The following is a 12,198-nucleotide window of genomic DNA, read 5'->3' as shown; positions in this document are numbered from 1 at the left end:
CGTCGTCCCCGCGCAGGCGGGGACCCATAAGCGCTGACGCCAGCGATGGAACCGAACCGTCGCGTTTATGGATTCCCGCATTCGCGGGAATGACGAGCGGGTCGCCAACAAAAACCCCGTCATTCCGGCGAAGGCCGGAATCCATTGTGTCGGGCGCTCACGGCAGAAACGCCGCCGTCACCCCATCCATGGATTCCGGCCTCCGCCGGAATGACGAAGCACCTTAGCCCAGCCGCCCCAGCGCCGCGTGCAACCGTGCCGCCTCGGTCATCTTGTCGGCATGGTCCGCCCGCGCCTTTTCGACCGCTTCGGGCTTGGCGCGCTCCACGAAGCTCGCATTGCCCAGCCGCCCGGCGAGCGCATCGCGCTCCTTCTCCGCCGCCGCGATCGCCTTGGTCAGGCGGGCGCGTTCCGCATCGAGATCGATAACGTCGCCCAGCGGCAGGACGAAGGTCGCTTCGTCAACTACGATCTGCAACGCGCCACCGGCCGGCGCATCGCCCGCAACCGCATCGACCCGCGCTAGCCGCGCCAGCACCGCACCCTGTCGCGCCAACCGCTCGGCCGTCTCGCCCGAAGCATCGCGAACATGCAGCGACAGGCGCGCGCCCGGCGGCACGTTCAGCTCGGTCCGCGCCGCGCGGATTTCGCTCACCAGCCGGACCAGCCAGTCGATCTCCTCGCGTGCCGCCGGATCGATCGCCCGCGCATCCGCCATGGGCCAGCGGGCGACGAGCAGGTCGTTCGACCGTGCCCCAAGCGCGTGCCACAATTCTTCGGTGATGAACGGCATGAACGGGTGGAGCATGACCAATATCTGGTCGAGCACCCAACCGGCGACCGCGCGCGTTTCCTCGCCGCTCTCGGCCCCACCCTGCAACACCGGCTTGATCAGTTCGAGATACCAGTCGCAGAACCGGCTCCACGTGAACTGGTAGATCGTGTTCGCCGCACCGTCGAAGCGCAGATCGGCGAGCGCGAGGTCCAGCGCCTGCACCGTCTCGATCGTCTCGGCGATGATCCAGCGATTGACCGCCAGCTCGGCCCGGGGCGGCTCGATCGTCGTTGATGCGCCGATGCCGTTGGCCTGCGCAAAACGGGTCGCGTTCCACAGCTTCGTCGCGAAGTTGCGATAGCCCTCGACCCGCTTCTCATCCATCTTGATGTCGCGGCCCTGGCTCTCCATCGCCGCCATGAAGAAGCGCAGCGCGTCGGCGCCATAGCGATCGATCAGCCCGAGCGGATCGACGGTGTTGCCCTTCGACTTCGACATCTTGGCGCCATCGGCGGCACGGACGAGCCCGTGGAGGTACAGCGTCTTGAACGGCACCTCCTTCATGAAGTGGATGCCCTGCATCAACATCCGCGCGTCCCAGAAGAACAGGATGTCGAAGCCCGAAATCAGCACGTCGTTGCTGTAGCGCCCGCCAAGCGTCGGGTCGGTGTTCTCCGGCCAGCCTAGGGTCGCGAAGGGCCACAGCGCAGACGAGAACCAGGTGTCGAGGACGTCCTCGTCCTGCTTGAGCGCAACGCCTTCGCCCGCCTCGGCCTGCGCCGCTTCATAGGTCTCGGCGACGAACACCCGACCGTCATCGGCGAACCACGCGGGTATGCGATGCCCCCACCACAGCTGGCGCGACACGCACCAAGGCTGGATATTCTCCATCCAGTTGAAATAGGTCTTTTCCCACGATTTCGGCACGATCTTGACCGCGCCCGACCGCACCGCCTCGATCGCCGGCTGGGCCAACGTCTTGGCATCGACATACCATTGGTCGGTCAGCCACGGCTCGATCACCACGCCCGAACGGTCGCCGAACGGAGTCTGGATCGTGCGTGGCTCGGCGTCGTGTTCGGCGCCGTCCTTGTCGACATGCGGGATCAGGACGCCTTCGTCCTTCAGCCGCGCGACGACCGCCTTGCGCGCGTCGGCGGTCGACAGGCCGAGGAACGCGTCGGGGATCAGGCCGTCCGCGGTCTGGACGATGCGCGCCTTGGCATCGAGCATGTTGAGCATGTCGCGGGCCTCGAAGCCCGCGCGGCGGCCGACCTCGAAATCGTTGAAGTCATGGCCCGGCGTAATCTTCACCGCGCCCGACCCGAGCTCGGGGTCGGCATGTTCGTCGGCGAGGATCGGGATCAGGCGACCGGTGATCGGCAGGCGCACCTGCTTGCCGATCAGTGCGGTATACCGCGCGTCGTCGGGATGCACCGCGACCGCCATGTCGGCCAGCATCGTTTCGGGCCGCGTCGTCGCGACCTCAATGAAGCCTGATCCGTCGGCGAGCGGATAGCGCAGGCGCCAGAAGCTCCCTCTGACCTCGCGCGTCTCCACCTCGAGATCGCTGATCGCGGTGCCGAGGCCCGGGTCCCAGTTGACCAGCCGCTTGTCGCGATAAAGCAGGCCCTGCCGATGCAGCTCGACGAAGACCTTGAGCACGGCCTTCGAAAAGCCCTCGTCCATGGTGAAGCGTTCGTTGGCCCAATCCATCGAACAGCCCAGGCGCCGCAACTGCCCCGTGATCTGCCCGCCGCTTTCGGCCTTCCAGTCCCAGACCTTTTCGATGAAGGCGTCACGCGTGAAGTCGGTGCGCTTCTGCCCGGCCGCGTTCATCTGGCGTTCGACGACCATCTGCGTCGCGATGCCGGCATGGTCGGTGCCGACGACCCAGCGCGCGTCCTTGCCCTGCAACCGGGCATGACGGACCAGAATATCCTGCAGCGTATTGTCGAGCGCGTGGCCGATATGCAGGCTGCCCGTCACGTTGGGCGGCGGATTGACGATGGTCCACGGCGTCGCGTTCGGACGCTCGGGGCGGAACAGGCCGCATTGTTCCCAATGGGCATACCAGCGCGCTTCGATGGCGGCGGGGTCGAAAGTCTTGGGCAGTTCGCTCATGCACCGCCGCATGGCGCGGATGCGGCGGCGTTGCAAGAGAGTGGGGGCAAGAGAGCGGCGTTACTCGCGCCCGCTGATCCGGGCGATCTCGCGCGCGACCATCGATTCGACGATGCCGGGCAGCTGCGCATCGAGCCATTCGCGCAGCATCGGTCTGAGCATCTCGCGCACCAGCCCTTCGAGCGAATCGGAACCTGGCGTTTCCGGCTTCACGACCAGCCGCGACAGCTGGTCGAGCGCACCGCGGCTCGCCTCGGCGGCACGTTCCGACACGATCGACGGATCGACCTTCGGCGCGGGCGCGGCGGCGACGGGTTCGGGCTCCGGTTCGGGTGCACGGGCACGCTCGACACGCGGCGGTTCGGCGCGCATCGCCTCTGCCCGCATCGCGTCGACCCGCGACGGCGGAGGCGGCGGCGCGGCGACGCTCTGGTTCAGTTCCAGCACCTCGTCGCGGTCGTCGATGTCGCGGACCTGCTGCGCAGTCCGAATCGATTTGCGCCCGCGCAACGCCTGGGCCGATCCTTCGCCCTCTTCGGCGATGATCCGCTTGATCGAGGACAGGATGTCCTCCATCGACGTTTCGTTGCTGATATCGCCCATCGCAACCCTCATCTCTATCGCCTCTGAACGCTTAGCTGTCGGGGTTGGCGCGCGGCGTGTCAACGCCCTGCGTGGCGCGCGGGGCGCCGCCCTGCCGATTGGGGGCATCGATGCCCTGGGTCGGGGTGTACGGATTGGGGCTGCGCTGCAGCGACGGATCGAGTTCGCGGGTGACGACCGGGGTCTGCGCCGGGCTGTTCACCGTGCTGGGCGCGATCGGCACCGGCGCGGGATCGCCGCTCCAGTCCCAGATATTGTTGCGCACCCGGCTGTAATTGACCGTCGGATCGTAGAGCGCGCCACCGTCGAGGCCCAGATCGCGTGCCTCGGCCTTGCCCATCGCCGCCAGCAGCGCGAAGCCCGCGACATAGGCGTCGCGCCGGGCCGACACCAGCTGGACCTGCGAATTGAGCAGTTCCTGTTCGGCGTTCAGGATGTCAAGGATCGTGCGCGTGCCCACGCTGTTCTCGGCGCGAACGCCCTCCAGCGACAGGCGGTTCGCCGCGACCTGCACTTCCGACGACTGGATCACGCGCAGCGCCGACTGCCACGCGGCGAAGGCCGAGCGGGCGTCGGAAACGACGGTACGTTCGACCTGCGTCACCTGTTCGATCGCGGCGCCTTCCAGCGCCTGCGCCCGGCGAATCTGGGCGCTCGGACGGCCGCTCTGCCACAGCGGCAGGCTCATCTGCACGCCGACCTGCGCCTGACCGCCGTCCTGCTGCAACACGATGCCGTTCACCGACTCAGCCGATCCGAGGAAGCTGGTATAGCCGCCGCCACCGACCGCGCTGATCGTCGGCAGCCGGCTGGCGCGCGCCACGCTGACGTCGAACCCGGCGGCATCGCTGGTACGACGCGCGGCGATCAGCGCGGGATTGTTCGCAACCGCCACCCCGACCGCCGCATTGGGATCGACCGGCAGGTTGGGGAGCACCGGCGGCGTGTCGAGCGTCGCGGCCGGCGAACCGGTGGTCGCGACATAGTTTTCGCGGCTGCGGATCAGCGACGCTTCGGCATTGCGCAACTGCGCCTGCGCCGATGCCAGCCGTGCCTCCGACTGCGCAACGTCGGTGCGGGTCAGGTCGCCGACCTGGAACCGGTCCTTCGATGCCTGGAGGTTCACTTCCAGCACGCGGACATTCTGCTGGTTCAGCCGGACGATCGCTTCGTCGCGGATGACGTCATTATAGGCGGCGACGACCAGCGTGAAGACATTCGCCTCGGTGCTGCGCAGGTTGGCACGGCCGGCATCGACCCGCGCATCGGCGGCGCGGACATTGTTGCGCACCGACCCGCCGGCGAACAGCGACTGCGATACCTGCACCTGCACGGTGCCCTGGCGTGGGGCCTGGGTGAAGCCGCGGCTTGCCGGGGTGATGACGTTCTCGATCACCGAGCTCTGGGTCGTGACCTGCGGCAGGCCCTGCGAGCGCGCCAGCGGTACGCCCTCGTCGGTCGCGCGCAGGTTCGCCCGCGCGCCGGTCAGCTGCGGGTTGGTGGCATAGGCCCGCGCCAATGCCTCGCGCAGCGTTTCCGCATTCGCCGGCCCGGCCAGCAGCGCCAGCGCCGCGACTCCGGTAATGAACTTCCCCCCCCGCATATGTCCCTTACCTTGCGAACTGAAATGTCTTGGGCTTGGCGAAACCGGGCAGCTCGACGCAGCCGAGATCGGCAAAATCGACCAGCCCGAACCCGCCCTCGGTGCGACGGCCCAGTGCCAGCCGGGTCACGCCGCGATCGACGATGCCGGTGGTCAGCCGCCCGCCGGGGGCCAGCTGCGTGACGATCGCGTCGGGAACCGACTCCACGGCGCCGTCGATGACGATGACGTCATAGGGTGCACCCTGCGCCCAACCGGCATTGAGCGGTCCTTCGACCACCTCCACCGTCGCGTCCGCGATCGCGTCACGCGCGGCGGCGGCCAGCGCGGCATCCTCCTCCAGCGCCACGACCGAACCGGCCAGCCGGGCGAGCACGGCGGCGGCATAGCCCATGGCGGCCCCGACCAGCAGCACGCGGTCGGTCGGCTGCACTTCGGCGGCGGTCAGCAGGCGACCGGTAATCAGCGGCGGGTTGATCGCGCGGTCGCCACTGAGCGGCAGCGGTGCGTCGCGATAGGCGACCTCCGCCTGCGCGGGCGGCACGAAGACTTCGCGTGGCACCTCGCCCATCGCACTGACGACGCGCACGTCGCTGACGGCGCTGGTACGCAACTGGCTGACGACCATCGCATGGCGCATCGCATCGAAATCGGGACGGGTCGGGATCGAATCGGTCATGGTGCAATCCTGTCGCACAACTGTTTTAGCCGCGCAACACACATCGCGCGATCGCCGCTGTCTATCGCGACCGACGCCCGCCGCCAAGGATGCCTGCGGGGATAATTTGCATTCCGGCAGTTGACACCGGCGCGCGCGCCCCGCAAATGCCGCCTCCCACCGTATCGAGGCGCGATGGCGGAGTGGTGACGCAGAGGACTGCAAATCCTTGCACCCGGGTTCGATTCCCGGTCGCGCCTCCAACGGTAGTAACCTCCTTACATTGCCGGAAATTGCAACGGGGCCACCGCATCGCCGCAGCCCCGCGCAATCTTGTTCGCGTCCCGCTCAGGCGGCGAACTGATTCATCGTATTGTGCGCGCCGCCCGCCTTCAGCGCCGCCTCTCCGGCGAAATATTCCTTATGGTCGTCGCCGATATCCGACCCGCTCATATTCTGATGCTTCACGCAGGCGATACCCCGTCGGATTTCCTGGCGCTGCACCCCCTTCACATAACCAAGCATCGCCGCATCGCCGAAATAGTCGCGCGCCAGATTATCGGTGCTGAGCGCCGCCGTGTGGTAGGTCGGCAGGGTGATGAGGTGGTGGAAGATGCCGGCGCGCGCGCTCGCATCCCGCTGGAAGGTACGGATCTTCTCGTCGGCCTCCTGCGCCAGTTCCGACGCGTCATAGTCGACACTCATCAGCTTCGCCCGGTCATAGCCCGACACGTCGCGCCCTTCCTCGACCCAACGGTCGTACACCTGCTGGCGGAAATTCAGCGTCCAGTTGAAGCTGGGCGAATTATTGTAGACCAGCTTGGCGTTCGGCACGACCGCACGGATGCGGTCGACCATCGATGCGATCTGTTCGATATGCGGCTTCTCGGTCTCGATCCACAGCAGGTCGGCGCCATTCTGGAGCGAAGTGATGCAGTCCAGCACGCAGCGATCCGCACCGGTCCCCTCGCGGAACTGGAACAGGTTCGACGCCAGTCGCTTCGGCCGCACCAATTGCCCGTCGCGCTCGATCACCACATCGCCGCGCAGCGCGGAAACGTCATCGACCGGCTCGCAATCGAGGAAGGCATTATACTGGTCGCCCAGATCGCCCTTCGCGGTCGAATAGGCGATCTGCTTGGTCAGCCCAGCGCCCAGCGAATCGGTCCGGGTAACAATGATGCCGTCCTCGACGCCCAGTTCGAGGAAGGCGTAGCGGCAGGCGCGGACCTTCGCGAGAAAATCCTCGTGCGGAACGGTGACCTTGCCGTCCTGATGGCCGCACTGTTTTTCGTCGCTGACCTGGTTCTCGATCTGCAACGCGCAGGCTCCGGCCTCGATCATCTTCCTGGCGAGCAGGTAGGTCGCCTCGGCATTGCCGAAGCCCGCATCGATATCGGCGATGATCGGCACGACATGGGTTTCATACTGATCGATCGCGTTGCTCAGCCGCTGCGCCTCGACGGCATTGCCCTCGGCCCGCGCCCCGTCGAGGTCGCGGAACAGCATCCCCAACTCGCGCGCATCGGCCTGTTTCAGGAAGGTGTAGAGTTCGGCGATCAGCGCGGGCACGCTCGTCTTCTCATGCATCGACTGGTCGGGCAGCGGACCGAACTCGCTGCGCAGGGCCGCGACCATCCAGCCCGACAGATAGAGGTAGCGCCCCTTGGTCGTGCCAAAATGCTTCTTGATCGAGATGATCTTCTGTTGCGCGATGAAGCCGTGCCAGCACCCCAGCGACTGGGTGTAGGCCGCCGGATCGGCATCATAGGCCGCCATGTCGCGCCGCATGATGCCGGCGGTGTAGCGGGCGATGTCGAGGCCGGTGAGGAAGCGGTTCTGCAACCGCATCCGCGCGACGGCGTCTGCATCGATGCCGTCCCAGGTGCCGCGATGCTGCTGGATCAGCGATGCGGCACGGGCCGCCTGTTCTTGATAGGTCATGGTCGGTCCTTCTGTACGGACGGCACGGGGCGACCACCGGCGACGAAGCGGTCGCGCCGGCGGGGCGTGGTCGGGATGGTGGACGATGCGCGGTGCCAGCCCGCGCGGTGCTCAGCTTAGTCGGCCGAGGCGATGGTAGAGGTTGGAGAATTTCGACGACCGCGGCTCTTCCGCAATCTGCCGGACATAGGCGCCGACGGCTTCCTTCAGCAGGCCGAAATCCTCGGTCGAGAAAACCGCGCGGCTGCGTTGCGGCTCGTTGGTCATGCGTCACACCCTTTCGCGGGTGGCGAACCATTCGCCACCGATGTCAGGTAAGGAACATGACAGGATGGCCCACGTAAACGCACCGAATGCCCGGAACAGTGTCGCGACGTCGTCGCGAACCGCTCCGGGCATTGTTAGTTTGTAACGATTTTACAAATTCAGGACGCTGCCCGCTCCCAATCGGGTTTCAGGACGACCTTGGTGCAGCTGTTCTGCTCGTCATGGAATTTCCGATACCCCTCCGGCGCATTCTCCAGCGCCATCCGGTCGGAGATCATGAAGGTCGTGTCGATCTTGTCCTCCATGATCGCGCTGAGCAACCCGGGCAGGTAGCGCTGGACATGGGTCTGCCCGGTCTTCAGCGTCAGCCCCTTCTCCATGATCGATCCGAACGGGAATTTGTCGATCAGCCCGCCATAGACACCGGGCACCGAGACGCGCCCGCCCTTGCGACAAGCGACGATCGCCTGCCTGAGCGCATGCGGTCGGTCGGTGCCGAGAAAGGTCGATGCCTTGATCTGATCGACGATATTGTCGACGAACATGCCGTGACTTTCGAGGCCGACGCTGTCGATTACTGCGTCCGGTCCGATCCCGCCGGTCATCGTCATCAGCGCGTCGTAGATATCAGTTTCCTCGAAGTTGAGGACTTCCGCCCCCAGCCCCTTGGCCAGCGCCAGCCGGTGCGGGAAGTGATCGATCGCGATCACCCGGTGCGCGCCCATCAGCAGCGCCGACTGGATCGCGAACAGCCCGACCGGGCCACAGCCCCACACCGCGACGATGTCGCCGTCCTCGATATCGGCATTTTCCGCCGCCATCCATCCGGTCGGCAGGATGTCGGACAGGAACAGTACCTTCTCGTCCTCGATGCCATCGGGGATCACGATCGGCCCGACATCGCTAAACGGCACGCGGACATATTCCGCCTGCCCCCCCGGATAGCCGCCGGTCATGTGGCTGTAGCCGAACAGCGCCGATCCGACCTGCCCCCACAATTCCTGAGCAATGTCCTGATTGTCGGCCGGATTGCCGTTGTCGCAGCCCGAATATTGCTGCTTCGAACAATGATAACAGCTGCCGCACGCGATGACGAAGGGCACAACGACGCGCTGCCCCTTCTTCAACGTCGATTTGGGGCCGGTCTCGACCACCTCGCCCATGAATTCATGGCCGAGGATATCGCCCGCCTTCATCGTCGGGATATAGCCGTCGTACAGGTGAAGGTCCGACCCGCAGATCGCGGTCGAGGTGATCTTGATGATCGCATCGCGCGGGTTGATGATCTCGGGATCGGGAACAGTATCGACGCGGACGTCGTGCTTGCCGTGCCAGGTAAGTGCGCGCATCGCCGGCTCCTTATGATTTGGGTTCGCGGTTGGGGGGCGTGGTCGTCGCGATCTCGCCGGTTTCCATCAGCTGCTTGAACCGGCGCAGGTCGCGCCGCGCCTGAATCGCCGGTTCCTGCTGCGTCACCTTGGCGACCAGCTTGCCGACGATGCCCGCGGGCGGGGAATAGGCGATCATCGCCGTAACCACCGTCCCTCGCGAAGGGCCGGCGTCCGCGAAGGAAACCCAGCCGCTGTTCGGCACGTCGGCCTCTTCGGCACGCCAGCCGATGCGCTGGTCCGGCACATCCTCGGTCACGACGGCGTCCCATTCGTAGGTGCCGTTGGGACCGGCCACGCGCCAATGCGATCGCTCGCGGTCGATGACATCGATGCCCTCGACATTCAGCATGAAGCTGGCAAGGTTCCCGAAGTCCCGCCAATAGGCGTAGAGTTCGGATGCGGGCCGTTTAATCGTGACCGCGACGCCGGAAACCGACGATTCGCCCTCCGGCGCCGCGTGACCGCGTTCCTCCCGGTCTTTCGATGTGAAGGCGGGTCCGTCGTCCCGCTCGATGTCGCCGGGCAGTTCGGCTTGGGCCATGGCGATGCTCTCCCGTCCGCCGGGCCAGTGGCCCGACTGGTTGATCCATGATAAGCTATTGATCGAACATTATTTTATGTTCGAAGTAGCCCCAACCTACGGGTTCACCCGCTGTTCCATGGCCGACCGCGCTTTTCGCCGCGAACAGCCCGGATTTGCAGACGGGCCGCATCGCGCTACACGCCGCGCCATGCACGGTGCCCCGCTCACGCTCCACAATTCGCTGACGCGCAGTACGCAGCGTTTCGAACCGCTCGACCCGGCAAAGGGCGTCCGCGTCTATTCGTGCGGCCCGACGGTCTACAACTATGCCCATATCGGCAATCTGCGCGCCTATGTGTTCACCGACACGCTCAGCCGCGTGCTGCGATGGAAGGGCTATCCGCTCACCCATGTCATCAACATCACCGATGTCGGCCATCTGACGTCCGACTCCGATGCCGGCGATGACAAGATGGAAGCGGCGGCCAAGGCCCGCGCCCAGTCGATCTGGGACATCGCCGCCCATTATACGCAGGCATTCAAGCGCAATCTGCGCGACCTCAACATCGACGATCCCACCCGCTGGTCGGTCGCGACCGACCATATCGCGGAGATGATCGCCTTCGCCGAACGGATCGCGCCGGAGCATTGCTACGAGATCGACAGCGGGCTCTATTTCGACAGCACCACCGTTCCCCATTACGGCGCACTCGCCGGCGGGCAGGACGATGCCGGCGAAGGCCGCATCGATCCCGTCGCCGGCAAGCGCCATCCACAGGATTTCGCGATCTGGCGCAAGACTCCGGCGAGCGAGAGCCGCCAGATGGAATGGAATTCGCCGTGGGGGAAGGGTGCGCCCGGCTGGCACCTCGAATGCTCGGTCATGAGCATCAGATATCTCGGCGCGCCGTTCGACATCCACACCGGCGGCATCGACCACCGCGAGATCCACCATCCGAACGAGATCGCCCAGAACCAGGCCTATTGCGGCTGCGCCGACAGTGGTGCGGCGTTCTGGATGCACAACAACTTCCTCGTCGAACGATCGGGCAAGATGTCGAAGTCGAAGGGCGACTTCACCACGCTCCAGACGCTGATCGACGGCGGCGTGCATCCGCTCGCCTACCGGCTGATGTGCCTGTCGGCGCAGTATCGCTCGGAACTGGAATTTTCGCCTGACAATCTGCTGGCGGCGCTGACCCGGCTGAAGCGACTGGTGATGACCGTCGCAGCGCTGCGCAGCCGTGCGAGCGGCGACGGCGATGCGGCCAAGGCGGCGGCCTATCGCGAGCGGCTCGATGCGGCTGTGTCCGACGACCTCAACACGCCGCGCGCCCTGCCGGTGCTTGACGAACTGCTCGCCGACAAGAAGCTGACGCCCGCCGACCGCCTCGCCGCGCTCGCCGACTTCGACGCGGTGCTCGGGCTCAGCCTCGCCACCCTCGACCGCGCCGACCTGCGCGTCCGCCCGGCCGATGCTACGATCGACGCTGCGACGATCGAGTCGCGGCTGGCCGACCGCAAGGAAGCCCGTGCTGCCAAGGATTTCGCCGCGAGCGACGCGATCCGCGACGAACTGATGGCGGCGGGGGTCGAGGTCATGGACGGCGACCCGCTCGGCTGGGATTGGCGCCCGACGCTGACCTAGCCGCCCCTCACCCCGGCCTTGAGCCGGGGTAACGCTTCTTCCTCGACGGGCGGTAGGACGCGCGCCCGGATCATATATCGGCCGGAGGTTCACCAACCTGCCCTAACCCCTTGCTCCCGGCCCCGCTTCGCCTTCATACCCCTGCCCGCGAATCATCGGGGGTCGATATGCGGGGACAGGTGCTGGGCGTTGATCGGAACGGACGCGAAGGGCGTATCGCCGGCGACGATGGACAGCGTTACTGGTTCGAACCCGACGACTGGTCCGACCGGATCGGCCCGGCAGTCGGCGCGCAGGTGGATTTCGAGGTCTCGAACGGTCGCGCGCTGCGCATCTACCATGTGCCGGGCACCGTCGCGCCGCGCCCCGCCCCCGATCCGGCCCGCCGGCGTCCGCGCAAGGACAAGGTCGCGGCCGTGCTGTTCGCCTTCTTCCTCGGCACGCTCGGCGTCCACCGCTTCTATCTCGGTCGCACGGGGTCGGGCATCGTCATGCTGCTGCTCAGCTGCACGCTGGTCGGGCTTTTCGTCACCGGGCCGTGGGCGCTGATCGACGCGATCCGCTACCTCGTCATGGACCATGAGGAATTCCAGCATCGCTATGGCTGATCGAAGCGGTCGATCGGGGCGATGAACCTTTCCTTCATTGCGCGAACGGTCCGT

At 66.1% G+C, this 12,198-nt stretch carries 10 protein-coding genes and 1 tRNA gene; 3 read left to right on the top strand and 8 right to left on the bottom strand.

The genetic code is table 11. From position 1 onward, the window contains the following. Positions 1-223: 223 nt before the first annotated feature. The 4 genes from PPZ50_RS10435 to PPZ50_RS10420 are packed head-to-tail and all read right to left on the bottom strand — an operon-like array spanning position 224 to position 5,784. Entirely contained in the window at positions 224-2,899 is a 2,676-nt protein-coding gene (locus PPZ50_RS10435) for a valine--tRNA ligase (RefSeq protein WP_066687780.1), read from the bottom strand. 60 nt (positions 2,900-2,959) lie between these two features. Continuing rightward, a complete protein-coding gene (locus PPZ50_RS10430) occupies positions 2,960-3,502 on the bottom strand; it encodes a DUF2497 domain-containing protein (RefSeq protein WP_084401227.1) in 543 nt (180 codons plus the stop codon). A 31-nt stretch (positions 3,503-3,533) separates the two neighbouring features. Further along, a complete protein-coding gene (locus tag PPZ50_RS10425) occupies positions 3,534-5,105 on the bottom strand; it encodes a TolC family outer membrane protein (protein WP_066687777.1) in 1,572 nt (523 codons plus the stop codon). 7 nt (positions 5,106-5,112) lie between these two features. Further along, positions 5,113-5,784 (bottom strand): protein-L-isoaspartate O-methyltransferase family protein, encoded by a 672-nt coding sequence (locus PPZ50_RS10420; RefSeq protein ID WP_066687774.1) that lies wholly within the window; start codon positions 5,782-5,784, stop codon positions 5,113-5,115. A gap of 168 nt (positions 5,785-5,952) precedes the next feature. Between PPZ50_RS10420 and PPZ50_RS10415 the strand changes: the two genes are divergently transcribed. Then, positions 5,953-6,026 (top strand) — tRNA-Cys (locus PPZ50_RS10415). Between the two features lie 85 nt (positions 6,027-6,111). Here the strand turns inward: PPZ50_RS10415 and PPZ50_RS10410 are convergent. From PPZ50_RS10410 to PPZ50_RS10395, 4 genes are all read right to left on the bottom strand, one after another. Beyond that, the gene (locus PPZ50_RS10410) at positions 6,112-7,707 is read right to left on the bottom strand and encodes an isocitrate lyase (protein WP_066687766.1); all 1,596 of its coding nucleotides are present in this window, start codon (positions 7,705-7,707) and stop codon (positions 6,112-6,114) included. Positions 7,708-7,818: 111 nt separating this feature from the next. Next, on the bottom strand, positions 7,819-7,974 hold the full coding sequence (locus PPZ50_RS10405; RefSeq protein WP_164523815.1) for a hypothetical protein: 156 nt from the start codon (positions 7,972-7,974) through the stop codon (positions 7,819-7,821). 158 nt (positions 7,975-8,132) lie between these two features. After that, positions 8,133-9,323, bottom strand: a complete 1,191-nt coding sequence (locus tag PPZ50_RS10400) for a zinc-dependent alcohol dehydrogenase (RefSeq protein ID WP_066687763.1) — start codon at positions 9,321-9,323, stop codon at positions 8,133-8,135. 10 nt (positions 9,324-9,333) lie between these two features. Next, positions 9,334-9,906: an SRPBCC family protein gene (locus PPZ50_RS10395; protein WP_066687760.1), complete on the bottom strand. Its 573-nt coding sequence runs from the start codon at positions 9,904-9,906 to the stop codon at positions 9,334-9,336. Between the two features lie 190 nt (positions 9,907-10,096). Here PPZ50_RS10395 and cysS point away from each other — a divergent pair, with 190 nt between their 5' ends. Next, positions 10,097-11,536, top strand: coding sequence for a cysteine--tRNA ligase (gene cysS, locus PPZ50_RS10390; RefSeq protein ID WP_066688113.1), 1,440 nt, complete (start codon positions 10,097-10,099; stop codon positions 11,534-11,536). A gap of 167 nt (positions 11,537-11,703) precedes the next feature. Beyond that, positions 11,704-12,144, top strand: coding sequence for a TM2 domain-containing protein (locus PPZ50_RS10385; protein ID WP_066687759.1), 441 nt, complete (start codon positions 11,704-11,706; stop codon positions 12,142-12,144). Positions 12,145-12,198: the final 54 nt, after the last annotated feature.

Origin of the sequence: Sphingomonas hankookensis, assembly GCF_028551275.1 — a bacterium.
In the GTDB taxonomy this organism is placed as follows: Bacteria; Pseudomonadota; Alphaproteobacteria; order Sphingomonadales; family Sphingomonadaceae; genus Sphingomonas; species Sphingomonas hankookensis_A.
The sequence above is the reverse complement of the archived record's forward strand: the minus strand, read 5'-3'. Positions and strand labels throughout refer to the sequence as shown.

Excerpts from the sequence above, each read along its gene's own strand:
- cysS (WP_066688113.1), top strand. The coding sequence starts at position 10,097 with ATGCACGGTGCCCCGCTCACGCTCCACAATTCGCTGACGCGCAGTACG.
- PPZ50_RS10385 (WP_066687759.1), top strand. The coding sequence starts at position 11,704 with ATGCGGGGACAGGTGCTGGGCGTTGATCGGAACGGACGCGAAGGGCGT.
- PPZ50_RS10420 (WP_066687774.1), bottom strand. The coding sequence starts at position 5,784 with ATGACCGATTCGATCCCGACCCGTCCCGATTTCGATGCGATGCGCCAT.
- PPZ50_RS10400 (WP_066687763.1), bottom strand. The coding sequence starts at position 9,323 with ATGCGCGCACTTACCTGGCACGGCAAGCACGACGTCCGCGTCGATACT.
- PPZ50_RS10435 (WP_066687780.1), bottom strand. The coding sequence starts at position 2,899 with ATGAGCGAACTGCCCAAGACTTTCGACCCCGCCGCCATCGAAGCGCGC.
- PPZ50_RS10430 (WP_084401227.1), bottom strand. The coding sequence starts at position 3,502 with ATGGGCGATATCAGCAACGAAACGTCGATGGAGGACATCCTGTCCTCG.
- PPZ50_RS10425 (WP_066687777.1), bottom strand. The coding sequence starts at position 5,105 with ATGCGGGGGGGGAAGTTCATTACCGGAGTCGCGGCGCTGGCGCTGCTG.
- PPZ50_RS10410 (WP_066687766.1), bottom strand. The coding sequence starts at position 7,707 with ATGACCTATCAAGAACAGGCGGCCCGTGCCGCATCGCTGATCCAGCAG.
- PPZ50_RS10395 (WP_066687760.1), bottom strand. The coding sequence starts at position 9,906 with ATGGCCCAAGCCGAACTGCCCGGCGACATCGAGCGGGACGACGGACCC.
- PPZ50_RS10405 (WP_164523815.1), bottom strand. The coding sequence starts at position 7,974 with ATGACCAACGAGCCGCAACGCAGCCGCGCGGTTTTCTCGACCGAGGAT.